Origin of the sequence: Gardnerella sp. KA00288 (assembly GCF_049244085.1) — a bacterium.
Taxonomy (GTDB): Bacteria; Actinomycetota; Actinomycetes; order Actinomycetales; family Bifidobacteriaceae; genus Bifidobacterium; species Bifidobacterium greenwoodii.
This window is the reverse complement of the sequence record NZ_CP058373.1, coordinates 1,461,200-1,484,433: the sequence shown is the minus strand read 5'-3', so window position 1 is coordinate 1,484,433 and position 23,234 is coordinate 1,461,200. Positions and strand designations below refer to the sequence as shown.

Sequence of the window (23,234 nt, the reverse complement as noted above, 5' to 3'; positions counted from 1 at the left end):
GTTGGGGATAACAATGTGGATATATTGCGAATAACTTTGCGGAATCATATTTTTATTTGCACTTTACTCATATTTGTGTTAGCTCAATCGCGAATATTTTTTATGTAGTATTTGCACAATATTGCATTTGCTGCGATTCGCTAGATAGCAGTGAAATGAAGCATTATGATGAATCAAGAGTTGGATAATCAGAATAAAAAAGAGGTACTTCGCAATATTTGGATACTTGCTGTACCAACTTTTGGGCAGCTTATATCTGAACCTGCGTTTGTACTTATTGACACTGCTATTATTGGTCATATTGGCAAAAACGCGTTGGCTGGACTTTCTATTGGCTCAACAGTACTTCTTACCGTTGCAGGTCTTTGCTTATTTTTGGCATACAACACAACTTCTCAAGTTGCTCGTCTTTTAGGCGCGGGGAAACGTCGAGAAGGTTTTAGTGTTGGAATTGACGGCTTGTGGCTTGCATTATTTCTTGGTGTAATTCTTACAGCATTTCTTATTTTCGCCGCTGAGCCGCTATGTTACGCAATAGGCGCGCGTGGCTCTACGTTGCAAAATGCTATTGTGTACACTCAAATGGTTATGCCAGGCCTTCCAGCAATGCTTCTTGTGTATGCTGCAAACGGAATATTTCGAGGGCTTAGAAAAGTCCGTATAACCTTATTTGCTGCTGCTAGTGGCGCTGTGCTCAATACTATTCTCGATGTGATTGCTGTTTTTGGATTAAACATGGGAATTGCCGGCTCTGGAATTGCAACAATGATTGCTCAATGGTATATGGGGCTTGTGCTCAGTATTCCAGCTGTTATTTGGGCTATGCAAAGTGGTGCTCGTCTTAAACCTAATTTTCAACATATTTTACATTCTGCAGGAACTGGCATGCCACTATTCGTGCGAACACTTGCATTGCGCGTGTGCATGGTTGCTACGGTTGTTGCTGCAACTCGTCTTGGTACAAATACGCTTGCTGCGTATCAAGTTGCTAATTCTTGCTGGAATTTTGTTATGAATATTCTCGATGCTATTGGTATTGCGGCACAAACTATTGTTGCCTCAGTGCTAGGAGCAGGCCTACGTAAACGTGCTGGAGTTATTACACGCATTTGTGCTCAAGTTGGTGCTGTAAGCAGCTTAGGAGTCGGTTTATTCATGATTTTAGTGGGGTGGAGCTGTTCGTCACTGTTTAGTCCGCGCGCAGATATTCAACTTTTAATTTCTGTAGGCATGACAATTCTTGGCTTGTTCTTGCCTCTTGCTGGATGGATGTGGGCGCTAGATGGAGTATTGATCGGAGCTGGTGATCATTCTTACTTAGCAAAATCATGCTCAGCAACGGCAGTTGTGTATTTAGGCGTACTTATTTGTACAAGCTGTTTTGACGTTGCTTTTAACGCGAACGATGTAATAAGAACAATCACATTGTGGATTGTGCTAAATTCAGTGTATATTGGCGGTCGTGCGCTGGGAAATAGTTTGCGCATTAGAAACGATTTGTGGATGAATGCTGCACTAAAACTATAAATATTTTGTAATATTACTTGCGAAAATATTTTGAAGTTTTTGTTCTTAAATACGTGCGCGCGTTTATACTCGTTTTTATGGCAGATAATGATATGTGGCAGTCTACTAATGGCAATACTGGCCGCGCAGGAAGCAATCGTGGCGGCAATGTTGGCGCACCGATATATGGTTCTGGAGCTACTCGTAACGCTGAAGGAACAAGCGGTACTACACTGTTTGATCGTGTGCCTCCGCACGATGTTGACGCCGAAATGGCAGTGCTTGGCGGAATGCTTATGAGCAAAGATGCTATCGGTGAAGTATCGCAAGTGCTAGAAACAGCAGATTTTTATCAGCCTCAGCATCAAACTATTTACGATGCTATTCTTACGCTTTTTGCAGGCTCTCAGCCTGTTGATGTTGTGCTTGTAGCTAACGAATTAATGAAGGATGGAAATCTCGATAAAGTTGGCGGAGCTGACTATTTGCACAGCCTAGTAGCTTCTGTGCCAACAGCCGCAAACGCAATGTACTACGCAGATATTGTGCATCAAAATGCTATTCTTCGTAACGTTATTACTGCTGGAACAAAAATTGCGCAAATGGGCTATTCTGCATCCGGGGCTCAGGCAGAAGATATTGTAAATCTTGCGCAATCAGAAGTGTATGAGATGAGTGCAGGCAAAGTGCGTCAGGATTACGTTGCCATTGGTCCAGTTTTGCAAAATACTCTTGATCAGCTCGATAAAATGCAAAATCACGAACTTGAGCAGGGTGTGCCAACAGGATTTCGTGACATTGACGAAGTTACGCAGGGTTTGCAGCCTGGTCAAATGATTGTTGTTGCAGGCCGTCCAGCCATGGGTAAGTCAACGCTTGGCATTGATTTTGCTCGCTCGGCGGCTCTACACCACAATATGACATCTATTGTGTTCTCTCTAGAAATGAGCAAAGTAGAATTAGCTCAGCGCATTATTGCTGCAGAAACTAATATTCCACTCGCCGCCATGCGAAGAGCAGAAGATATTACTCCAGATCGTTGGAATACTCTCAATAATTTCTGGACAAAAATGCAGGATGCTCCGCTTTTTATTGACGACAGCCCAAATATGAGTTTGATGGAAATTCGTGCAAAATGCCGAAGGCTCAAGCAGACTAATGATCTGAAGCTAGTAGTTATTGATTACCTTCAGCTGATGAGTTCCGGTAAGCGTGTAGAAAGTCGTCAGCAGGAAGTCTCGGAATTCTCGCGTGCGCTAAAACTTCTCGCTAAAGAGCTTGAAGTGCCAGTTGTGGCTTTGAGCCAGCTTAATCGTGGACCGGAAATGCGAAACGACAAAAAGCCGCAGCTTTCAGATTTGCGTGAATCTGGTTCTATTGAGCAGGATGCTGACGTTGTGTTCCTTGTGCATAGACCTGATTTTTACAATAAGGAAGATCGCCCGGGCGAAGCCGATATTATTATGGCAAAGCATCGTAATGGTCCTACTGACACGTTTAATCTTGCATTCTTGGGTGCAACTTCCAAGTTCATGGATATGCCGCAAGATTACCAGCAGGCGGGAGTGTGATTTAGTATGTCAAGCGGCGACCATGAATCGCGTAAAAAGTTTCACAAAGATTTGCATAAGCATTGGTACAGCTTTGCCATGCCTGCTGTTGGGAAACTTGTTTGCGCGCTTTCTAGGCTGCTTCATCATGGTGGAAGCGCATTGCCTGGTAAAGTTATTGAGAGCCTCGATTCAGGCTTTTTAGCGCGCACTCTTTCCACATTGCCATACGGAATAGTGCTCGTTTCTGGAACCAATGGCAAAACTACCACAACGCGTATGGTAACTTCTATGCTGCGCGAGGCGGGGCTTAACGTATTTACTAATCCAACCGGTTCAAACTTTACTAGAGGAGTAGTTGCTGCTCTTGCAAAAACAATGCCGGCTTTTGGTACAAAGCTAGACGCTGATATTGCAGTTTTAGAGCTAGATGAAGCGTATGCAGTGCATTTTGTAAATCAAATCAAGCCACGCTACTCTTTATTGCTAAACGTTATGCGAGACCAGCTCGACCGATTCGGCGAAATAGATACAACTGCAAAACTATTAAGCAACGTAGCTGCCACAACCGAAGGAACAGTAGTGCTAAACCGTGAGGATCCACGTATTTGTGCGCTCGCAAGCTTTGTTCCTTCCGGCGCTCGCGTGCAATATTTTGGTTTAGATGATGCTGTAAAAAGCATGTTCCCGACGGATGATGATTTGCACAATAGTTCCGAAAAAAGCGAAAATTGCGAAGATGTTGCAGTGGGGAAAAATAGCAATCTTCCTAAAGCAGACGTTGTGCTTTCAAAAGTTGGAGACCACGAGGCTGAGTTTATACTTGATGGCAAGCGCAAAACCACATCTGTAAAACTTGACGGCGCTTACAATATTTTCAACGCTGCTGCTGCAGCAACAGTAGTTCGCGCTATCTTAGCGGATGCTGCAAAACAAAATTCTGCGCTGCAAAAATTCGACGACGATGCGCTTATGGAAGCGATTTCGCACGTAACTCCTGCTTTTGGTAGAGGCGAAGTAATTGAAGTTAATGGCGCTCCTGTTGAACTTGTTTTAGTGAAGAATCCTATTGGTTTTAGGCTTGCGATTGCTTCGGATCATCCGCAAAATCACGATACCATGATTGCAATTTGTGACGAATACGCTGACGGTAGAGACATGAGCTGGCTGTGGGACGTTGATTTTGCAAGCTTTAGAAGCGCGGGAGTTGCGTGCGTTTCTGGAACTCGAGCGTGGGATATGGCTTTGCGGCTGCAATATGATAAGGTCTCATCTCGCAATGTGAATACGGATTTGGAAGAAGACGTTAAATCTTTCGTGAACGGCGATTTTAGTGGCAATGCTAAAACCGCTAAACGCATATATTGCACGTATACTGCCATGCTTCGCGTGCGCGCGGCTTTAGCGCAACTTGCGGAAGTTAAAGACGTTGGAGTCGGAAAGTAATAGTCATGAATGGTTCCAGTGATATTAGTAAAGCAAATGCTACTTGTGAAGAAAATCGCGTGCTAGATATTGTGTCGCTATATCCAAAAGACATGAATATTTACGGCGACTACGGCAATGTGCTTACGATTATGCGCCGAGCGGAATTGTATGGTTACAAGCCAGTGCTTCACGAGTACAACGTTGGCGAAGATTGGCCAGAGCGTGTAGATATGATTCTTGGCGGCGGCGGTCAAGATCATGGTCAAAGTAGAGTTACTGAAGATTTATTTGCGCGCGCAGACGCGATTCGTGAGCTTGCAGAAAATGGCGTTCCAATGCTTATGATTTGCGGACTTTACCAGCTTTTTGGAGAGTATTTTGAAACCGTTGAGGGTCAAAAGCTTAAAGGAATTGGAATACTTGGCGAGCATACCGTTGGTCAAGATGTGCGTATGATTGGAAATTTAGTAGAGCATAGCGCCGATTTTGGCGATATTGTGGGCTACGAGAACCATTCTGGACGCACAAGCTTGCAAGATGGCACGCTGCCACTTGGCTCGGTTGATAGTGAAAATTGCGGTAATAATGGCAAAGATCACACGGAAGGAGCGCGCAAATACAATGTTATTGGAACGTATATGCACGGCTCGGTTTTGCCGAAAAATCCGCGTCTGGCTGACTTTTTAATTCTTACGGCTGCACAAAATCGTTACGGTGAATTTGCGCCAAAGCAGACTGATTCTCAACGCGCGGAGCTTGCGAAACTAGACGAATTAGCAGACCGCGCTCGCGAGGTAGCCATAACTCGTCCGCGGTAAATTAACATAGGCGTATACGCGATTTAGTAGAAATTTTATTGATCGTTTTATTTCATGCTGAGTGTTACTCAATGCGTAGAATTATGTGATAAAAAACACTAAAATATGTATAATTATGTGATTAAATGCACCAAAACATATATAATAATGTGATACACGATAAAAGATAACGCAAAATATAACGGAACATCAGAGAAGCTAAGCGTAGAAACAGCGAAGCGTTAATACGGCTGCAATATCTAATAGCGTAACGCAAGATGAAAGGTGAGTAATCATGAAAAGGCTGATTATGAGCAAACTTTTAGCATGGAAGAACTCGCCGTACCGTAAACCGTTGATATTAAAAGGCGTGCGTCAAGTTGGTAAAACTTGGATACTAAAAGAATTTGGTAAGCTTTACTACAAAAATATTGCTTATTTTAACTTCGACGAAAACAAAGAATATAAGCAATTCTTTGAAACCACTAAAAATGTGGAGCGAATTTTACAAAACCTAATGCTTGCAAGTGGTCAAAAAATCGAACCAGAAAACACGCTTATTATATTTGACGAGGTTCAGGACTGTCCAGAAGTAATAAACTCGATGAAATATTTTTGTGAAAACGCTCCGCAATATCATGTTGCTTGCGCTGGATCATTGCTTGGAATAACGCTTGCCAAACCATCTTCATTCCCAGTTGGAAAAGTTAATTTTATGCAAATAAACCCAATGAATTTCACAGAGTTTTTACTTGCTAATGGAGATGAAAATCTAGCGAAGTTTATTGAACAAATCGATAAAATAGAGCCGATTCCAGACGCATTTTTTAATCCGCTATACGAGAAATTAAAAATGTATTATGTTACAGGAGGCATGCCTGAGTCAGTTTTAATGTGGGCTAAAGCACGAGATGTGAACGCAATGCAAGAGACATTGTTTGAGATTATAACAGCTTATGAACGAGATTTTGCAAAGCATCCTAATGTTAGTGAATTTCCAAAAATATCAATGATTTGGAATTCTATTCCATCTCAACTTGCGCGCGAAAACAAAAAATTCTTGTATAAAGTTGTTAAAAATGGTGCGCGAGCAAGAGAATATGAAGACGCTTTGCAATGGCTAGTATCGGCACAATTGGTGTATAAAATTTATAGAAATACTGCGCCGAGTTTACCTATTGCTGCTTATGATGATGTATCTGCTTTTAAGATTTATTTAGCAGATGTTGGTTTGTTAAGGCGATTAGCAAAACTTGCTCCGACCGCGTTTTCGGAAGGCAATAGGCTGTTTACTGAGTTTAAAGGTGCTTTAACAGAAAATTATGTTTTGCAAGCGCTACTTACTCAATTTGAAGTGACGCCTAGATACTGGTCTCAAACAAATCCGCCGTATGAAGTGGACTTTCTTATTCAACGAGAAAATGATATTTTCCCTGTTGAGGTTAAATCTGAAGCAAATATTAATAGTAGAAGTTTGAAAAAGTTTAAAGAATTATTCCCTAATCAAACGAAATTACGCATACGATTCTCGCTGAATAATCTAAAACTAGATGATGATATGTTGAATATTCCGTTATTTATGGCTGATTATACGGATAAGCTTATAGAACTTGCGCTGAAAGAAAACAACCTGTAATAACGTGTGAGTTACCTTTTAACTTGACAACAAACAAGTTTTTTTAATTGATTGATAAACACAAAAGCCTGCTGAAGATTGCAAAGTGTTGCAAATCAGCAGGCTTTTTGTAGTTTTAGAATTTTTAACTGGATTTTCCTTATCTATTCACCTTGATTTGGTATTGGTGGGATAGGGTTAAATAATGATTTTAATTCATCAACAATTGCAGCTTTTTGCCATTCTTCCATGCCATTCTTCCACACCAAATCATTAGCAGTGAATTGTCCAGAAGTTGCCATTTGCATCAATGTTGGAATATTAAAAGGTCCAGTTGGCTTACCGTTGACAGCAATGTAATAAGATGAAGTAGGAATTGGTGGTGGAGCTACGTTAGATTGTATTGGCTGGTTTATGCCGCCTATTATGTTATTCACAGCTCCAGCAATATTATTTCCAACTACGCCTCCAACAGCCATGCTTGCCATCATTGCTGCAGGATTAAAACCGCTTAAACCGCCATCTCCAAGATTTATATTTCCAGCACCATTTTCGCCCATTTGTCCTAAAGCGTTTGCTCCAGCAACACCTACTTCTGCTTGCTTCTCAATCTGGAACGCGCCGATATTTGTAGATTGTGTTGCCTTATGCTGAGCATACTGGCCTTCTTCGCGTTGGACTCGCAAAGTTTCTTCATAGTTTTTTATTTCAATTTGTTGTTTATCTGAAATATTTTTAATATGAGCTGCAGCTTCTGCTTCAGCGGTTGCGCTTACTATATTCTTGGTTACTCGCATAAGCTGCTTGTATCCGTCGCTTGTTTTATCTATTTCAATAGCGCCAACATCAACAGCAGATAACATAACGCCAAATGTTGTTTCTAGTCGTTCTTTTATGTCATGCTCTACTGCGTCGTTTATTTGTTGCGTTCTTGTTTCAAGCTGAATTACGGGAATCCTATAATTTGTAGGCGCGTTAGTCACAATATTTTTTATATAGCGATTAACTGCATCGCAAATTTGGTGACTAAAATCTTCAAGGTTAAAGTTATTAAGCCTGTGCAATTTAATAAATTCTCGGTAATTTTTGATGCTAAAGCTAATTGTTCCTCGAACTGCAACAGGTACACCGAAATCTACAAACCTTGGATCGTATACATCAAAGAATGGCACAGCGAATTTTACTTGAATAATTTGAGCAAGATTAATAAAATAAACCTCTGCTTGGAAAGGAGTTCCGCCTTTGTATGCAAGTCCGACGATGCTTGCAAGAACAGGGAGGTTATCGGTTTTAATTGTTTGATCAAAAGGACCAACAATAAAATCCTGCATTATGCCATTTTTTTGGTTATATACAAAAACTGCCACTTCGCCATCTTTGACTCTTAAAGATGATCCAAAACGAATAGCATTCTCTCTATTATTTTCCCCAAGCTCTGAGCCAGAAGGACGCCATTTCCATATTAGGTAAGAAGGCTCATCGCAGCGTATCTCGTCCATAATTCCTACGCCTCTTTTTGTTTTATCAAATAAAAACATTTTTACAACCTATCTAACAAGTTATAGCGTTTGTTTAACAGAAATATAGCCAGAAGAGCAATTATTACTATAACGACTGTGATGGTAATAGTAGCGATAGGATTCCGTTCGATTCCAGCCATGAATAATGGAAATGCAAAACATACTATAAAAAACCCTGTAAAAATCGAATAAAGTTTTAGCTTTGCTCGTCTTATCTCCTTCTTTTTATTTTCGTACATATTTTTTAGTTCAACAAAGCTAGGATTATCATACATGATAATTTTTGCTTTCTGATAGACTTGATCTAATTTTGCAATCCACGCCTTCGTGATTACATCATCAGTTCCCTTTTTCACATTGATATTAGATGCTGCTAATATCATAAATTCCATAATATCTTCTTTGGAATTTGGGACAGTAAAATTAATGATAAGAGATGCTTTTTCTTCTTCTTTTTGTTTTTCAAAATCGTCAAGAGCTTCTTTGAGTTTGTTTTCATTCTTAAAATCTTTGCCAAATACCATTTTCATAACAGATCTTTTTTCTTCTGTAATTGGCATTTTCTTTGCAGATATATTTTCTAATTTTGTTACCAACTCCTGAGTGGAAGATACGGAGTGAATCCCCCTAATTTCTTTTCCACAAGTCGGGCATACGGTAACAAATGAACCTATTATCTCTCCACAGTTTGAGCATTTATGAACGCTGCCATCATAAATAGTTTTGCGTTCTGTAGAATTCTCCATAAAGGATTGGTTGGCTAGCTGTTCAGAAACCTGAGTATCATCATTGACCTTCTGGCCACAATTTTTACAAAACTTGGAATCATCATCTAATTTCATTCCACAGTGAAAACAAAAATCTTTTTTCATATTTTTCACCTTCTAGCTTCTATCATCATCTCAAAATTAATAGATTTTTTATTTTTGCTTTAATTTGACTAAATAAACCGTATCTTCTAAATTTGGCTTATCTTCTTAGTTAAGATTTAGTGGTGCGGTTTAGTACAGCAAGATTTAATTTTTTTGCCATAATTTATTCCCCTTCGTTAAATTTATAAATAGGTTAAGAAGAGTATAACAAATAATGTTAGTTTTTTTTTAAAAACGTATTATGAAACATTCTAATTACGCGAGTGTTTTGATAATGCTTGGAATATTTCTAGTGGAAACGCTCGCAAAATCGCAATAACTCGTCCGCGGTAAATGCGTATAGGCGTATGCGTGATTTAATAGCGGTTTGATTGATTATTTTATTTTATGCGCATAGTGTGTATAATCTTTTTATGAGATACAAAGAGATTGAAAAACGTCTTAAGAAAGACGGGTGGATACTTTTTGCACAGCGTGGAAGTCATTGTCAATTCGTACATAAAACTAAAACAGGTAAAGTCACAGTGTCTAAACATCCAGGTGATATTAACCCATCTGTTGTTAAGTCAATCTGGCGCCAGGCGGGAATTAGTGAAACAAAGGTGAAATGATGAAACTAGCGTATCCTGTTATTCTTACTCCATACGAAGATAATAGCGGAGGTTTTGTTGCAGAAGTTCCTGATTTGCCAGGATGTGTAACTGGCGGTAGTAATCTTGCAGATGCCTTGATTATGGCAGAAGATGCAGCAAGTGGATGGGTTCTTACAGAACTCGAAAGTGGTAAGACTGCGCCAAAAGCTAGCGATATTAGTGATATTGTTGTAGAAAATCCTAATTCAAAGTTATCTATGGTTGCGCTTGATATGGATTCTTATGCTGCAAAATATGGTTCTCAGTCAGTTCGTAAAAATGTTACTGTTCCAGCTTGGCTTGACACTTGGGCACAAAAAGCTGGCATCAGCTACAGTGGTACTTTGCGAGATGCTTTAGAAGCTTTATATGCTAAAGGAGCTGTGAATAAAGCTTAGTTGTATTAGTAGTTATATTATCTGATTTGTGATGCAATATTGCAGCAATCAATTAATACAAAAGCAAAAGCCTGCTGAAAATCGCAAAGTGTTGCAAATCAGCAGGCTTTTTGTAGTTTTTGATTCTAGTTTTCGTTTGATTTAGCTGGTGACTATTAGTCAATCAAGCCGTACAAGCGATCGCCAGCGTCTCCAAGGCCTGGAACAATATAAGCTTTGTCGTTCAAATGCTCATCTACAGCGCAAACAACAACCTTAAAGTCAATAGAAGGATCAAGCTCCTTCTCCAAGCGCTCTAAGCCTTCTGGGGCTGCCAAAATGTTAATAGCAGTAACATCCTTAGCGCCGCGCTCAGCCAAATAGTGCGTAGCGGCAATAAGAGTGCCACCAGTGGCAAGCATTGGGTCAAGAAGGAAGCACTGACGACCAGTTAAATCTTCTGGCAAACGGTTGGCATAAGTCACAATATCGAGCGTCTGCTCGTCGCGCTTCATGCCAAGGAATCCAACCTCAGCGGTTGGAAGAAGGCGAGTCATGCCATCGAGCATGCCAAGGCCAGCGCGCAAAACCGGCACAACCATTGGGCGTGGACGGTTCAAATGCTTGCCAGTCATCTTGCAAATAGGAGTTTCAATCTCGCGATCGCTAACTTCCAAATTGCGTGTTGCTTCGTATGCTTCGAGAGTTACCAATTCGGAAACTAACTCGCGGAAAATGTTAGAAGGTGTATTCTTATCTCGCAAAACGGTGAGCTTGTGGTCCACCAGCGGATGATGTAAAACATGAAGATCCATACCTTCTAGATTAGTGCAAGCATTGCACGTTAAGCTAGCGGCGTGCCGTTATTTTTGCGCGAAATATAAACAAATGTTGAGTAAAAATATATATTTTATTTAAACTTATCTAACAAAATTAAAATCTAAAATCTAAAATCTAAAATTCAAAACAGAAACGATACTGACTTGCGAAAGCGCCTGTCGGCGCAAACGCCGCTCGCAGCGGCAAAAAATGGAGCCCGGGGCTTAAGCACAAGCCAGCATCATTTTGAGTATACCTTGTTTTCTGTTTTCACGCGCCGCATAATCTATTCGAAAATAATTTATTCCAACTTTCCTGCTCGCCACAATTTCGCTCCATGAGCAAAAGATAACGAGAGTGCGTGCATATTTGCGGATATGTGCAAAACCTTTGCAATTTTCTGCGTGTGTACTGTATTTGCTTGCTCTTCTAACTTTTTTGCGTAAACTCGCATTCCGCGTGCAATAATCGAAGTAAAAGCTGAAGACCGGTAAAGCGCTACAGCAAAATCGCCTGTAAAAGCGCCGGAAAGAATAGAATCTGCAAGTCGCGCAATATCTTCTCCGGTAGGAGCTTCGTCAATTCCTGTAATAGCTGATGCGCTCGTTGCCTCAGGCTCTCCAAGACTCCAGTACTCGGCGTAAGCTTCACGCTGCTTTCGTAGCGACGTACGCAATAAATACAGTCGCCACAACATTCCAGGAAGAGACTCAGCCTCCGCGTGACTCCACAAATCTGCAATAACCTCAATGCCTTCATTTTCAACCAAATTCAGCACGCGCTCAACGATTTCCGGCGTCTGCGTTTTATGAACGCGGTTAAGTAGGACGGCGGCGGAAGTGTGGCTAATTTCGTTTACAACCTGCGGATCTGTGCCACCTTCAATCTGCGCGAGCATCGCAGGATCCATTTGTGCAGGTCTGCTAGGACGGGCGGCTCCTGTGGGGCTTGGCATAAAAGCAGATCTGCTTGAATGAATAGAACTCGATTGTGAATTTAAACTAGTAGACACTTGGAAGAACCTTTTCAATATCGATAATGCGAGCGCCTTTAGGGGTATTAATTATGTGCAAAACTATTGCGCTTCCTGTAGGCATGTATGGAGATTTTTGGCTGAGTATGCGTTTGTGTGCTCTAGGTTTTGTTATTTCGCGCAAATAATCGAAGAAAGTGCCAATCACTGGGCGGTGCAGGCACATGACTGTTGCGTTGTTGACTGCGCTTGCATTTTGTTCATTTTGCTCAAGATTTTGTATTTCGTTTATAAGCACAGATAACGTAGATTTTGGCTGATTTTCGTGATGATCTTCAGTAAGTTCCGCAACCTGTTCTATAGGAAGCGAAGAATCGTGCGAAAAAGCCGCAACCGTTTCTACGCAACGTTTCCAAGGTGACGATATGATTTTATTCGGTGCGTAACAGGCAAGTTCGCGGCCTAAAGCGTATGAAGCGGCAGCACCCAGAGGCGTGATTGGTCGAGTTGCTTCACTTCCTTGCCAAGTTTTTCGGGACTCAGCTTTACCATGACGCACCAGAAGTAACGTGCTATATTCTCCTTGACCTGCGTGGAGCTTCTCTAAGAAAGCGTCTAGCACTTCGCGGTCGCTGTCGTGAGTAAGCTTTTTGCGCGCTTGAGAAGGAGTAAGCCATAAAACATTGCCAATTTCAGTAGGCTTAGCTGGCTTAATTGGTCCGAAAGCAGGAAGACGTTTCGCTGCAGTTGGCTTGTCGATTAATCGCATCATCCAGTAGTGGATTCGCTTTATTACTTCCGGCTGAGAATTGCGTGATGTGTTACCGCTTTTAGAAGTTTGCTTTTTACCTTCGCGCTCAAGCGGATACTCTATTTTGGCAATGTGCGGGCCAAGTGTGACTGAATATCCTGTTTCTTCTCCAACTTCGCGCACGGCTGTGTGGCGATGCGATTCCTTCGGCTCATTCTTTCCTTTTGGCCAGCTCCAATCGTCATATTTAGGACGGTAAACAAGGCAAAGCTCAAAATCGTCGTCGCTAGGCTTAATTGCGTTGCTAGGCTTTATTGCATTGCCGCCTATTTTTGCCTCTTCGCCTGCGTTTGAGCTGTTTGTACTATTGCGCTTGCGATAGATTATTCCGCCAGCTGCTTCAACGTATTGCGTCGTTACTGCACTCATATTCACTATTTTAGCGTTTTTCTTTCGCGAATTTTAGTTGTGCTTTAATGTTTTTATATCTTTAATGTTTTATATTTTGTACACAGTTATGACTGATGTAAAAGCGCGCAGCAAAAGAGCTGTTATTGTTTTATAATCCTTAAACTTTCTAAAACTGGCAAATCGCAGTGTAAAAAACATGCCAAAACTGGCAAATTGTTTTATAACTGTTTTATTTGCGCAGAAAATCGGATTCGGAATTGGAATTTATAGTTGAATCAAATTTGATCTTTTTGTGTATTGAATTTATACTAAATTATACGTGTATTGAAAATTTGCTAATGTTACGAGGGTTTATATGTCCAAGACAATAAAAGTTGCTGAACTTTTTGCAGGAGTAGGTGGGTTCCGTCTTGGGCTAGAAGGATATGCGCCTTCCGAAGGAAACGATTTTACTGCAGAACCAGCAGGGCCTTTCAAAACAGTTTGGGCAAATCAGTGGGAGCCTGCTGGGCAAGAATCCAAGCAATTTGCGTGGAGATGCTATGAGAAGCGTTTTGGCAAAGGTAGCTGTGTTAATGAAGATATAGCAGAAGTGCTCAAAAAATTTGAACACGGGGAATGTGATATTCCAGATTTTGACATGCTTGTTGGCGGTTTTCCTTGTCAAGATTATTCTGTGGCAAAACCGTTAGCATTGTCTTCTGGAATTGACGGCAAAAAAGGCGTTCTGTGGTGGAGTATTAATAAAATGTTGGAATTGCGCCACCCTAAATATGTTCTACTTGAAAATGTTGACCGTTTATTAAAATCACCTGCCGCGCAGCGCGGTAGGGATTTTGCCATTATTCTCTCTTGTCTTTTTCGATTAGGATACAGCGTAGAGTGGCGAGTTATTAATGCTGCTGACTATGGAATGCCTCAAAGACGTAGACGAGTGTATGTTTTTGCAGAACATGATTCTAAGAAATGGTATAACTTGTCCGAGCATCTTTTGCAAAACGGTGTTATAGCACGAGCTTTTCCAGTATCTGTTTCAGAAAAAAACGTTGCGCAATATGAATTTTCTATTAGTGATAATCCGTATGTTATATCTCAAGATTTTGGCAAACAAGCTAAGGTGAGCCTATTTCAGAATGCTGGTGTTATGCAAGATGGAATAGTTTATACCGTTAAAACGGATGCTGTGTTTTCTGGCGATGCAATGACATTAGGTAGTGTTTTAGTTGATGCCAATCAAGTGCCTAAAGAATATTGGATTGAAGAAGATAAGCTTGCTTCTTGGCAGTATCTTAAAGGCGGTAAAAGGGAGTTGCGAACAGCTTCAAATGGATTTGAGTACATGTATTCCGAAGGCCCTGTTGCTTTTCCAGATAAAATTGATGCACCAAGCAGAACTATTCTTACAGGTGAAGGTGGGAAAAGTGCTAGTAGAACCAAACATGTTGTTATGCAAAATGGCAGATTGAGAAGACTCGTTCCAGATGAACTAGACCAGCTGCAAATGTTCCCTAAAGGTTGGACGAATGATGGAATGAGTGATGGTCATAGAGCGTTCTGTATGGGGAATGCGCTGGTTACTGGTATTCCGCATAAAATTGGCGAAGTTCTCGCTAATGACATTTCGTCATAAAATTCATATCTAAATAATTATGCTTATTTGTAGGTTGCGTAGGAATTGAGTTAATAGGAAAATGTAATAAATAAAGTTGTGCCAGGGAAGATGCAGAATGGTGGGAAGTATGTCTAATCATATAGGCGGCAATCGCAAGTTTTCAGACATTGACGAAATAACCGCTCTCCTTACTGGAATCAATGGCAAAACTTTTCGTGAGATTGATAAAACTGGTCGTGGTGAAAAAGCAGGCAACAAGGGTTCTTTAGGCAATATTATTGAAGAATCAGTTTTCGGGTATTCTATAAATTCCGATAAGCAACCAGATATTATGGTTGCTGATGAATTTTATGAATTAAAAGTCACGCCGATTCGTTCGAATAAGAAAAAGAAGATAGTTGCTAAAGAACGTTTGGTCGTTGATATTATCAACTATTTGACGCTGTGTAATGAGGTTTTTGATAACTCATCATTTTGGCAAAAAGCGCGTCAAATGATTATTATTTATTATCTTGATAACAGGACTGATAAAACCAACCAATCCAGACTTGATTGCACTATTTATGGTTCTTTTGTATTGAAATATGAACCTGGTGAGCTAGAAACAATTCGTAAAGATTGGGAATATATAAAAAACAAGGTTGCTGCTGGTCATGCAGATGCATTAAGTGAATCAGATACCAACTATTTAGCTGCCTGTACTAAAGGGGAGTCTGCTGCAAAGTCTTTTAGAGACGCTCCTGCGCCAAGTGGGTTCGAAAGTAAATATATACGCGCAAAACAACGTGCGTTTTCGTATAAGCCTAGCTATATGACCATTGTTGCACAAAGAGTTTTAGGTGAAGGTAGTCTTTTTGAACGGTTGCCAATGTCTATTAACGAAAATCTTAATGATTATGTGCAAAAGAAGATTGGGCGATATGTTGGTTATAAAATTTCTGATTTGGCCAATAAATTTAATGTGGAGCTTAAAACGCATTATTCTTTTAATTCGCAGCTTGCACTGAAGATGTTGGGTGTAAAAAAGAACAGAATAGAAGAAATTGAACAGTTTGCTGCAGCGAGTGTGACTCAACTAAAAACTACTGTTTTGTATGATGACGGTAAACCAGAGCAGAATATGTCTTTTCCTGCGTTAAAAGAGGATGATTGGGCTGAATTAGCAGATCCAAATATGCAGTGGCATGATTCGCGATTGTATAAGTTTTTTGAGAATAATAAGTTCTATTTTGTTGTTTTTAAAAGCAACGGGAAAAATAGAAAATCGACTTGTTATAAAGATGATGTTTTAGTTGGTGGTTTTCTATGGAATATGCCAGAAGAAGATATTGAAAAATATGTTGCGCCTGCGTGGAATAAAGTGCATGAGATTATGATATCTGGTGAATCTACTGGCTATGGAACGGATGAGAATCAGCTCCCTAAGATGTTATTCAATCACGTATTTCATATGAGGCCACACGGTAAAAATGGCAATGATGTTATAACGCTTCCAAACGGTGAAACTATCACCAAACAATGTTGGTGGTTAGATAGGCTATACATTGCCAAAATAGTTGCTGAGAATATTAGTTAGATATTGCAACTGGCGCTCAAGGTAATTAAGTGATTACAGTAAAAACATCCCAAAACTGGCAAATCGCAGTGTAAAAAACATGCCAAAACTGGCAAATGGTGCTGTAGAAGATTTTGGCTATTGCTGGAACGCTTGAGATTTAGCCAGATTATAAGGGTCAATAAATACAACAAGAGCCAGAAACATGTTACTGAATCTGGCTCTTGCTTATCGTTTATTTAGTTGCTTGCGATTAGTTCGCACCGCGAGGCTTGCGCGTGTGAGTGTGAATTAAGTAAGCCTGGCTGTCTACGAGCGGACGACCTTCCTTATCGCGAGAATGCAAGGTATACGTGCCGTCGCCATCCATCCACCACGAAACAGTAGAATCAGCCATCTGCAAATCAATATACTGAATCAAAGCTTCAACCTGATCAGGCGCACTAATTCGAACCAGCGTCTCAACGCGGCGGTCAAGATTGCGGTGCATTAAATCAGCCGAGCCAATCCAAACTTCTGGGCCGCTTGCAGGGCCGTCACCAATCTGCGGACCGCAAGAATTAGCGAACGCGTAAATACGGCTGTGTTCAAGGAATCGGCCAAGAATAGAGCGAACGCGAATATTCTCGCTCAAACCTTCAATTCCAGGCTTAAGCGAGCAAATTCCACGCTCAACAATATCAATCTTTACTCCAGCTTGCGAAGCACGATACAAAGCGTCAATAGTCTTCTCGTCAACCACAGAATTGACCTTAATCTTAATCCAAGCTTCCTTTCCAGCAAGAGCTGCGGCTTCCTCGCGCTGAATTCGCGCAATAATACCAGTTCGAACTGTTCGAGGGGCAACAAGAAGGCGGTGGAAACTAGACTTTGGCGCATAACCAGAAAGCTGATTAAACAAACGAGTCAAATCCTGGCCGACTACAGGATCGCAAGTAAGCAATCCCAAATCTGTGTAAAGGCGAGCAGTTTTAGGATTGTAATTACCTGTGCCAACGTGGCAGTAGCGGCGCAATCCTTCTGCTTCTTGGCGGACCACGAGCGAAAGCTTGCAGTGAGTCTTCAAGCCAACAATGCCGTACACAACGTGAACACCTGCTCGCTCGAGCTTACGAGCCCAAGCAATATTTGCATCCTCGTCAAATCGTGCCTTAATCTCAACCAGTGCAAGCACCTGCTTGCCAGCGTGAGCCGCATCAACAAGAGCGTCAATAATTGGCGAATTGCTAGACGTGCGATACAAAGTTTGCTTAATTGCAAGCACTTTTGGATCCGCAGCAGCTTGCGCGAGGAACGCTTGCACAGAAGTAGAGAACGAATCGTAAGGATGATGCAACAAAATGTCATGCTCGCGAATCGAGGCGAAAATATCTTGCGCGTGGCTAGTTTCAACTTCCGCAATCTGACGGTTCGTAGTAGGAATGAATGGACGGTACTTCAAATCTGGGCGATCAAGCGCCTGCAATTCAAACAATACCGTCATATCAAGCGGCGAAGGTAAACGATAAACTTCCTCAGGACTTACGCGAAGCTGATTTGCAAGAAGCTGAGAAAGGAATGGGCTGGCCTCGTTAGAAATTTCCAAACGAATAGGCGGTCCAAAACGACGACGAAGGAGTTCCTTCTCCATAGCGTTGAGCAAGTTTTCTGCGTCATCTTCCTCAACGTCAATGTCCTCGTTACGCGTAACGCGGAAGGAGCGGGCTTCTTTAATAATCATGCCTGGGAAAAGCGATTCCAAGTGTGCTGCAATCAGCTTTTCCATAGTAATGAAGCCGTAACGCTCTTCGCGACCTTCTTCGTCTGTTAAATCGTCAACTGGTACAAGGCGATTCAAATTATCTGGAATTTTTACGCGCGCAAAATGCGACTTTCCAGAATTTGGATTTTCGACGATAACAGCCAAGTTAATAGACTTGCCGGAAATGTACGGGAACGGGTGAGCAGGATCCACTGCAAGAGGCGTAAGAACAGGGAACACTTGCTTTTTGTAGTAATCAGACAAACGAGCTTTTTCTGATTCTGTAAGTTTATCCCAGCTGAGCAAAACAATGCGCTGCTTTGCAAGCTCAGGAAGAATATGCTCAATAACATAGTGAGCGTGCTCATCTTGGCGACGGTGAGTGACCTCACTAATAGCACGCAACTGCTGGCGAGGGCTTAAGCCGGATGCTGCAGTTACTGCTATGCCAGAATCGATTCGGCGCTTCAAGCCTGCAACTCGAACCATAAAGAATTCGTCGAGATTTGACGCAAAGATAGCAGCAAAATTAGCGCGTTCAAGTAGCGGCAAATCGGTATTTTGTGCCAACTCAAGCACGCGACGATTGAACTTCAACCAGCTTAACTCGCGGTCAAAGAAACGATCTTTTGGTAACGGTAGCTCGCCCTCACGAGCTTCACGCTTTTCTGCTTTTTCATCTTCGGCGATGTGTTCGGCAATTTGACCGCGCAGTATCGCCTTTGAGGGAGCGTCAAAAATCTGTACCATACTCTGTAATTGTATGCGCTGTAAGGGAAGTGCGCGAATGAGTGTCGAGTGATTCGACACGCCGGCATTTGTTCAATTCGAACGTAAACGCACATGATAACCTTTGCATATTCACAAAAGTGTGCAATAGCTACGATTTTTTCAGTGCAATTGAACAGTATTGACAATATGTTAACAAATGCTATTTTGAGCTTTACTATTAGGTGAAAAACGATGATAATAATAATTACAAAAACAAAAAGAGATAGCGGTAACCCACAAAAGTGTATGGATATAGAATCCGTGTACGTTGGACGGGATATTTAAGACTTTAACCGTTGCAACGAGGATGTTGTGAAGATGAAACCGCAAATATTGTTTTTGTAAATGAGAGGCTCGCCAAAGTGGCGGGCCTCTTTTGATGTGGGGGGCGATTTTACTGCTTACTCAGACTGTCGCACGCATAAGGGAAACTATCAAAGAATAATTGTTGGAATTCATTTTCTTAGCTTCTTTGAAAATGAGTATATATTGTGTTCCATGCTATGCTAATCGCAATTGCGAGTTGTTGGACGATTGTTAAGCGACGAGTCGTTATTTATACGCGTGATTACGTTTGCGGAGTTTGAAACAGGTAAGAAGGATCGAAGGACCATGCAATATTCGCTTATGACGAAGTTGGCTGCAGAATTTATTGGCACTGCTATTCTTATGATTTTCGGAAACGGTGCTGTAGCAAACGTTGAATTAAAAAATACTAAAGGACACCATGCCGGCTGGCTCAACATTGCAATGGGCTACGGTTTTGGCGTGATGTTCCCAGTTCTCATGTTCGGCGGAATCTCACATGCGCATATCAATCCTGCTATGACAATTGCGCAAGCTGTAAACGGCATGTTCCAGTGGGCTAATGTTGCGCCTTATATTGCAGCACAACTTTTGGGCGCGTTGGTCGGCCAGCTTATTGTGTATGTAACTTATTTGCCGCACTACAACGAAACTGAGGAGCCAGAAGCTATTCTTGGTACGTTCTGCACTACGGATGCATATAACAACAAGCTTAACTACTTCCTCAACGAATTCTTTGGCACGCTTGTGCTTGTTTTGGCGGCTCTTTGCTGCCTTACTTCTCCATGGGGTAAGGAGAATTTGGCTGGATCGTCAATTGTTGTTGGCTTCGTTGTTTGGGGTCTGGTGACTTCTATGGGTGGTCCAACTGGTCCTGCTTTGAATCCTGCTCGTGATCTTATGCCACGTTTGCTTCACGCAATTTTGCCAATTTCACACAAGGGTTCTTCTCGCTGGGGTGAAGCGTGGATTCCAGTTGTTGCTCCTACGGCTGGCGCAATTTTGGGTGTGCTTATGTATAAGTCGTTATTTGCATAAAACATTTGCTTTTAACTGTGATTGATTACGGTTGATTGCGGTTGATCGCGATTGTAAGAAGCGCGTAATGCTAGTATGAATGCGTTACGCGCTTTTTATTTTGTAAGCTTGCGTTTTTCAAGTTTGCGTTTATAAAGAAAGACGAAATCATGTTTTCGAAGTCAACTATTGCAATTGGTCGTTTTGCGCCGACTCCATCCGGACGCATGCATATTGGAAACATGGTTGCTATGCTTGCGGCTTGGCTTTCTGCAAAATCACAAGGCGGCCAAATGCTGTTGCGCTTGGAAGATCTTGATATTGCGCGAATGCCGAAAGATGCTAGCGCGCGAGTTATTGAAGATTTGAAGTGGGCCGGCCTTGATTGGGTAGGAGAGCCAACTTATCAGCATGAGCGAACTGCAGTCTACCAAGAAGCTCTTGAATCTCTAGAATCTTTGCAAGACGACGACGGAAATTCGTTAATTTACCCTTGTTTTTGCTCGCGTTCCGATATTCGCGCGATTGCAGCTCCGCAAGAAGGCGACGGTTTCATACGCTACCCGGGTACGTGCAGAAATCTTCGCAAAACTGCGGAAGGTTTGGCGCAAATCGAAAAGCGTTTGCAAAATAATCAGCAACATTCTTTAAGGCTTGCTGTTCCCTCGGCTGATTCGAGGCAAGCAAATATTGATTTTGAAGACGCGATTTTTGGTGTGCAATCTTTTAATATTGATCGCGATTTGGGGGATATGGTAATTCGCCGCGCGGATGGCGTTTTTTCGTACCAGCTTGCGGTTGTTGTTGACGACGTGCTTTCGGGAGTAAATGATATTGTGCGCGGACGTGATTTGCTTCGTTCGGCAGCGTTGCAGATTTGGATTGGTGAGCTGCTTGAAAAATCGGGATTTTTTGCGGCTCACGGTACGCATTACGTGCGTCCGCAATTTGCGCACTTGCCGCTAATTGATAACGCTCAAGGCGAAAGGCTCGCTAAAAGTAAGCACTCGCTAGACGTTGGTGCGCTTCGAGAATCTGGCTGGAGCGCAGAGCGTATGATCGGCTACTGCATGTATCTTTTGGGATACAAAAAGCCTGGTCAAAATCAACCGGTAGATATGAGTGCTGCCGATGCGCTCGCGTTATTTAAAAGCCTTGACACGCCGTGGGATTCTGTTCGCGCAAACTTAGCTGACAAATCCGTGCCCTTCCTTGACTAAACTATGTAGTTAGGTTTGATAGATTGGGGCAATAAATGGCATATATGACGCAAAAAGATTTAGCGAATACTGAGGTCGATTGTGTTCGTGCGCGTCAAATTGCCGACGGCGTGCACAGCGTGCAAGACGCCATTGCTCAAGCCGAATCGCATTATGGTCGCAAAGCTGAGTCAGTTACGCTACTTGCCGCAACTAAAACGCGAGATGTTGGCGAAATTATGGCAGCGCTTAAAGCTGGAGTGCGCGTAATTGGGGAAAATCGCCCGCAAGAAATCGTTGCAAAAGCAGAAATTTTACGCGCACAAGCTGCTCGAGAAGGTTTAAGCGTTGGTGTGAATGGCGAAATTCCGCTCTACTTAATAGGCCAGTTGCAAAGCAATAAAATAAACAAAGTCTTGCCACTTGCAAATGGTATTCAGTCGGTTGACGGCATTGAACTTGCGCAAAAAATATCTGCTCGCGCGCAAAATTTGGGACTTTGCACAGACGTTATGCTGGAAGTGAACGTTTCGGGGGAAGCTACAAAATCCGGATGCGCGCCAGAATGCGCGATTGACGAAGCGCTCGCTATATCTAGTCTTCCGGCGCTTAATTTGCACGGATTTATGACGCTTGGAGCGCGCGTAGATGATGAAAAAATAGTGAGAAGTGGTTTCGCAAAATTGCGAGAAATTAGAGATTGTGTGAGTGAACAACTCGCGCAAGATTATGATGGAAACTCTGCAAAATTAGAGCTTTCGATGGGAATGTCCGGCGATTTTGCGTGGGCGATTGCCGAAGGCTCAACAATGGTTAGGATCGGTTCGGCAATCTTTGGCCCACGAGCATTCGTGTAGTTTTAAGTCAAAGTTTTAAGTCAAATTGATGATTTTAGTTACGCATGCACAATCACATTGCGCAGCGAGCCAATACCATCTACGTGCACAATCGCTTCGTCACCAGCGCGTAAAGTTCCAGCTGGGTATGGAGTTCCTGTCAAAATCACATCTCCTGGAAGAAGCGTTGAGAAGCTTGAAATTGCAGCAATTTGCTCAGGAATACTGTGAATAAGTCGAGCTGTAGTGCCGTCGGCTTCTGGCACATTTTCACCATTAAGCGTAAATGAAATATGTGCATCGCGCCAATTTAGCTCGGTTGTAATCCAAGGTCCAAGTGGGCAAGAAGTGTCGAAACCTTTTGCGCGCGTCCACATTGGGTCGCTTCCTGCGCAATCTCGTAAAGTTACGTCATTTACGCAAGTAAAGCCAAAAACGTAGTTCATTGCGGTAGCTGCAGTCACATTTTTGGCGATTTTGCCCATAACAACTGCCACTTCTGGCTCAAAATTCATGTCGTTTGAGCAAGCAGGAATCACAATCGGATCGTCCGGACCAATTACAGAAGTGCTCGGCTTTGTAAAAATCACCATATCTGCAGCGGTATGCGAAGAAGCCGCAGGAGAAGTAGCGCGCTCGTCATCGGAACGCGTATCGTAATTTTTTGCCAATCCGTAAACTTTTGAAGGAATTACAGGCACAAGCAAGCGCACGCCATCCGCATCCAAGGCGTAACGTTTACCAGTTGGCTTAACTCCTTGCGGGCTTAAAGGATGCCCTTCAAGTGCTACTAAATAATCTTTACCGTCGGTTTCGTCTTTTTGAACGAAAGCGTATTGCGGAACTTCATTATACGAAAAACGTGCAATTCTCATGCTTTTAAGATTACGACATATTTGCTACTTAATTAAGCATTGCTTGATACTTAACTAAACTTTGCTTGCTG

At 42.1% G+C, this 23,234-nt stretch carries 19 protein-coding genes; 12 read left to right on the top strand and 7 right to left on the bottom strand.

The features are described from left to right. The first annotated feature begins 165 nt into the window (after positions 1-165). From HXT52_RS05865 to HXT52_RS05845, 5 genes are all read left to right on the top strand, one after another. Positions 166-1,527: an MATE family efflux transporter gene (locus HXT52_RS05865; protein ID WP_410313832.1), complete on the top strand. Its 1,362-nt coding sequence runs from the start codon at positions 166-168 to the stop codon at positions 1,525-1,527. Between the two features lie 77 nt (positions 1,528-1,604). Next, entirely contained in the window at positions 1,605-3,077 is a 1,473-nt protein-coding gene (gene dnaB / locus HXT52_RS05860) for a replicative DNA helicase (RefSeq protein WP_375169184.1), read from the top strand. Positions 3,078-3,083: 6 nt separating this feature from the next. After that, positions 3,084-4,502: a MurT ligase domain-containing protein gene (locus HXT52_RS05855; protein ID WP_421775894.1), complete on the top strand. Its 1,419-nt coding sequence runs from the start codon at positions 3,084-3,086 to the stop codon at positions 4,500-4,502. Between the two features lie 5 nt (positions 4,503-4,507). Next, the gene (locus HXT52_RS05850) at positions 4,508-5,302 is read left to right on the top strand and encodes a type 1 glutamine amidotransferase (protein WP_419388958.1); all 795 of its coding nucleotides are present in this window, start codon (positions 4,508-4,510) and stop codon (positions 5,300-5,302) included. 274 nt (positions 5,303-5,576) lie between these two features. Next, complete coding sequence (locus HXT52_RS05845; RefSeq protein ID WP_421775893.1) at positions 5,577-6,917, top strand: ATP-binding protein; 1,341 nt, start codon at positions 5,577-5,579, stop codon at positions 6,915-6,917. A 143-nt stretch (positions 6,918-7,060) separates the two neighbouring features. Here the strand turns inward: HXT52_RS05845 and HXT52_RS05840 are convergent, their stop codons facing one another. Both HXT52_RS05840 and HXT52_RS05835 read right to left on the bottom strand, forming a co-directional pair. After that, positions 7,061-8,395, bottom strand: a complete 1,335-nt coding sequence (locus HXT52_RS05840; RefSeq protein WP_119521118.1) for an SPFH domain-containing protein — start codon at positions 8,393-8,395, stop codon at positions 7,061-7,063. Positions 8,396-8,436: 41 nt separating this feature from the next. Next, a complete protein-coding gene (locus HXT52_RS05835) occupies positions 8,437-9,288 on the bottom strand; it encodes a zinc ribbon domain-containing protein (protein WP_119521035.1) in 852 nt (283 codons plus the stop codon). A gap of 413 nt (positions 9,289-9,701) precedes the next feature. Between HXT52_RS05835 and HXT52_RS05830 the strand changes: the two genes are divergently transcribed. After that, positions 9,702-9,899, top strand: coding sequence for a type II toxin-antitoxin system HicA family toxin (locus tag HXT52_RS05830; RefSeq protein WP_119521120.1), 198 nt, complete (start codon positions 9,702-9,704; stop codon positions 9,897-9,899). Further along, positions 9,899-10,318, top strand: a complete 420-nt coding sequence (locus HXT52_RS05825) for a type II toxin-antitoxin system HicB family antitoxin (protein WP_004136546.1) — start codon at positions 9,899-9,901, stop codon at positions 10,316-10,318. Before HXT52_RS05830 ends, HXT52_RS05825 begins: the two co-directional genes overlap by 1 nt. 155 nt (positions 10,319-10,473) lie before the next feature. On the opposite strand, the gene upp is transcribed toward HXT52_RS05825, so the two are convergent. The 3 genes from upp to HXT52_RS05810 form a co-directional block, all read right to left on the bottom strand. Further along, entirely contained in the window at positions 10,474-11,112 is a 639-nt protein-coding gene (upp, locus tag HXT52_RS05820) for a uracil phosphoribosyltransferase (protein WP_004136544.1), read from the bottom strand. 305 nt (positions 11,113-11,417) lie between these two features. Then, complete coding sequence (locus tag HXT52_RS05815) at positions 11,418-12,071, bottom strand: thymidine phosphorylase (RefSeq protein WP_421775892.1); 654 nt, start codon at positions 12,069-12,071, stop codon at positions 11,418-11,420. A 46-nt stretch (positions 12,072-12,117) separates the two neighbouring features. Further along, positions 12,118-13,269 (bottom strand): NUDIX hydrolase, encoded by a 1,152-nt coding sequence (locus HXT52_RS05810; protein ID WP_421775891.1) that lies wholly within the window; start codon positions 13,267-13,269, stop codon positions 12,118-12,120. A 337-nt stretch (positions 13,270-13,606) separates the two neighbouring features. Here HXT52_RS05810 and dcm point away from each other — a divergent pair, with 337 nt between their 5' ends. Continuing rightward, positions 13,607-14,881 (top strand): DNA (cytosine-5-)-methyltransferase, encoded by a 1,275-nt coding sequence (gene dcm, locus HXT52_RS05805; RefSeq protein ID WP_421775890.1) that lies wholly within the window; start codon positions 13,607-13,609, stop codon positions 14,879-14,881. Positions 14,882-14,990: 109 nt separating this feature from the next. Next, positions 14,991-16,439, top strand: coding sequence for a Sau3AI family type II restriction endonuclease (locus HXT52_RS05800; protein ID WP_012913720.1), 1,449 nt, complete (start codon positions 14,991-14,993; stop codon positions 16,437-16,439). A gap of 232 nt (positions 16,440-16,671) precedes the next feature. On the opposite strand, the gene HXT52_RS05795 is transcribed toward HXT52_RS05800, so the two are convergent. Beyond that, complete coding sequence (locus tag HXT52_RS05795; protein ID WP_004105851.1) at positions 16,672-18,909, bottom strand: RNA degradosome polyphosphate kinase; 2,238 nt, start codon at positions 18,907-18,909, stop codon at positions 16,672-16,674. 633 nt (positions 18,910-19,542) lie between these two features. On the opposite strand from HXT52_RS05795, the gene HXT52_RS05790 reads away from it, so the two are divergent. The 3 genes from HXT52_RS05790 (at position 19,543) to HXT52_RS05780 (ending at position 22,309) form a co-directional block, all read left to right on the top strand. Beyond that, complete coding sequence (locus tag HXT52_RS05790; protein WP_421776190.1) at positions 19,543-20,274, top strand: MIP/aquaporin family protein; 732 nt, start codon at positions 19,543-19,545, stop codon at positions 20,272-20,274. Positions 20,275-20,423: 149 nt separating this feature from the next. Next, complete coding sequence (locus HXT52_RS05785; protein WP_047923628.1) at positions 20,424-21,473, top strand: glutamyl-Q tRNA(Asp) synthetase; 1,050 nt, start codon at positions 20,424-20,426, stop codon at positions 21,471-21,473. Between the two features lie 35 nt (positions 21,474-21,508). Next, a complete protein-coding gene (locus HXT52_RS05780) occupies positions 21,509-22,309 on the top strand; it encodes a YggS family pyridoxal phosphate-dependent enzyme (RefSeq protein WP_421775889.1) in 801 nt (266 codons plus the stop codon). Positions 22,310-22,347: 38 nt separating this feature from the next. Here the strand turns inward: HXT52_RS05780 and HXT52_RS05775 are convergent, their stop codons facing one another. Further along, positions 22,348-23,163, bottom strand: a complete 816-nt coding sequence (locus HXT52_RS05775) for a fumarylacetoacetate hydrolase family protein (protein WP_004136519.1) — start codon at positions 23,161-23,163, stop codon at positions 22,348-22,350. Positions 23,164-23,234: the final 71 nt, after the last annotated feature.

Bases quoted from the DNA above. Each gene is read 5' to 3' on its own strand.
- HXT52_RS05865 (WP_410313832.1), top strand. From the start codon at position 166: ATGATGAATCAAGAGTTGGATAATCAGAATAAAAAAGAGGTACTTCGC.
- dnaB (WP_375169184.1), top strand. From the start codon at position 1,605: ATGGCAGATAATGATATGTGGCAGTCTACTAATGGCAATACTGGCCGC.
- HXT52_RS05855 (WP_421775894.1), top strand. From the start codon at position 3,084: ATGTCAAGCGGCGACCATGAATCGCGTAAAAAGTTTCACAAAGATTTG.
- HXT52_RS05850 (WP_419388958.1), top strand. From the start codon at position 4,508: ATGAATGGTTCCAGTGATATTAGTAAAGCAAATGCTACTTGTGAAGAA.
- HXT52_RS05845 (WP_421775893.1), top strand. From the start codon at position 5,577: ATGAAAAGGCTGATTATGAGCAAACTTTTAGCATGGAAGAACTCGCCG.
- HXT52_RS05840 (WP_119521118.1), bottom strand. From the start codon at position 8,395: ATGGACGAGATACGCTGCGATGAGCCTTCTTACCTAATATGGAAATGG.
- HXT52_RS05835 (WP_119521035.1), bottom strand. From the start codon at position 9,288: ATGAAAAAAGATTTTTGTTTTCACTGTGGAATGAAATTAGATGATGAT.
- HXT52_RS05830 (WP_119521120.1), top strand. From the start codon at position 9,702: ATGAGATACAAAGAGATTGAAAAACGTCTTAAGAAAGACGGGTGGATA.
- HXT52_RS05825 (WP_004136546.1), top strand. From the start codon at position 9,899: ATGAAACTAGCGTATCCTGTTATTCTTACTCCATACGAAGATAATAGC.
- upp (WP_004136544.1), bottom strand. From the start codon at position 11,112: ATGGATCTTCATGTTTTACATCATCCGCTGGTGGACCACAAGCTCACC.
- HXT52_RS05815 (WP_421775892.1), bottom strand. From the start codon at position 12,071: ATGCCAAGCCCCACAGGAGCCGCCCGTCCTAGCAGACCTGCACAAATG.
- HXT52_RS05810 (WP_421775891.1), bottom strand. From the start codon at position 13,269: ATGAGTGCAGTAACGACGCAATACGTTGAAGCAGCTGGCGGAATAATC.
- dcm (WP_421775890.1), top strand. From the start codon at position 13,607: ATGTCCAAGACAATAAAAGTTGCTGAACTTTTTGCAGGAGTAGGTGGG.
- HXT52_RS05800 (WP_012913720.1), top strand. From the start codon at position 14,991: ATGTCTAATCATATAGGCGGCAATCGCAAGTTTTCAGACATTGACGAA.
- HXT52_RS05795 (WP_004105851.1), bottom strand. From the start codon at position 18,909: ATGGTACAGATTTTTGACGCTCCCTCAAAGGCGATACTGCGCGGTCAA.
- HXT52_RS05790 (WP_421776190.1), top strand. From the start codon at position 19,543: ATGCAATATTCGCTTATGACGAAGTTGGCTGCAGAATTTATTGGCACT.
- HXT52_RS05785 (WP_047923628.1), top strand. From the start codon at position 20,424: ATGTTTTCGAAGTCAACTATTGCAATTGGTCGTTTTGCGCCGACTCCA.
- HXT52_RS05780 (WP_421775889.1), top strand. From the start codon at position 21,509: ATGGCATATATGACGCAAAAAGATTTAGCGAATACTGAGGTCGATTGT.
- HXT52_RS05775 (WP_004136519.1), bottom strand. From the start codon at position 23,163: ATGAGAATTGCACGTTTTTCGTATAATGAAGTTCCGCAATACGCTTTC.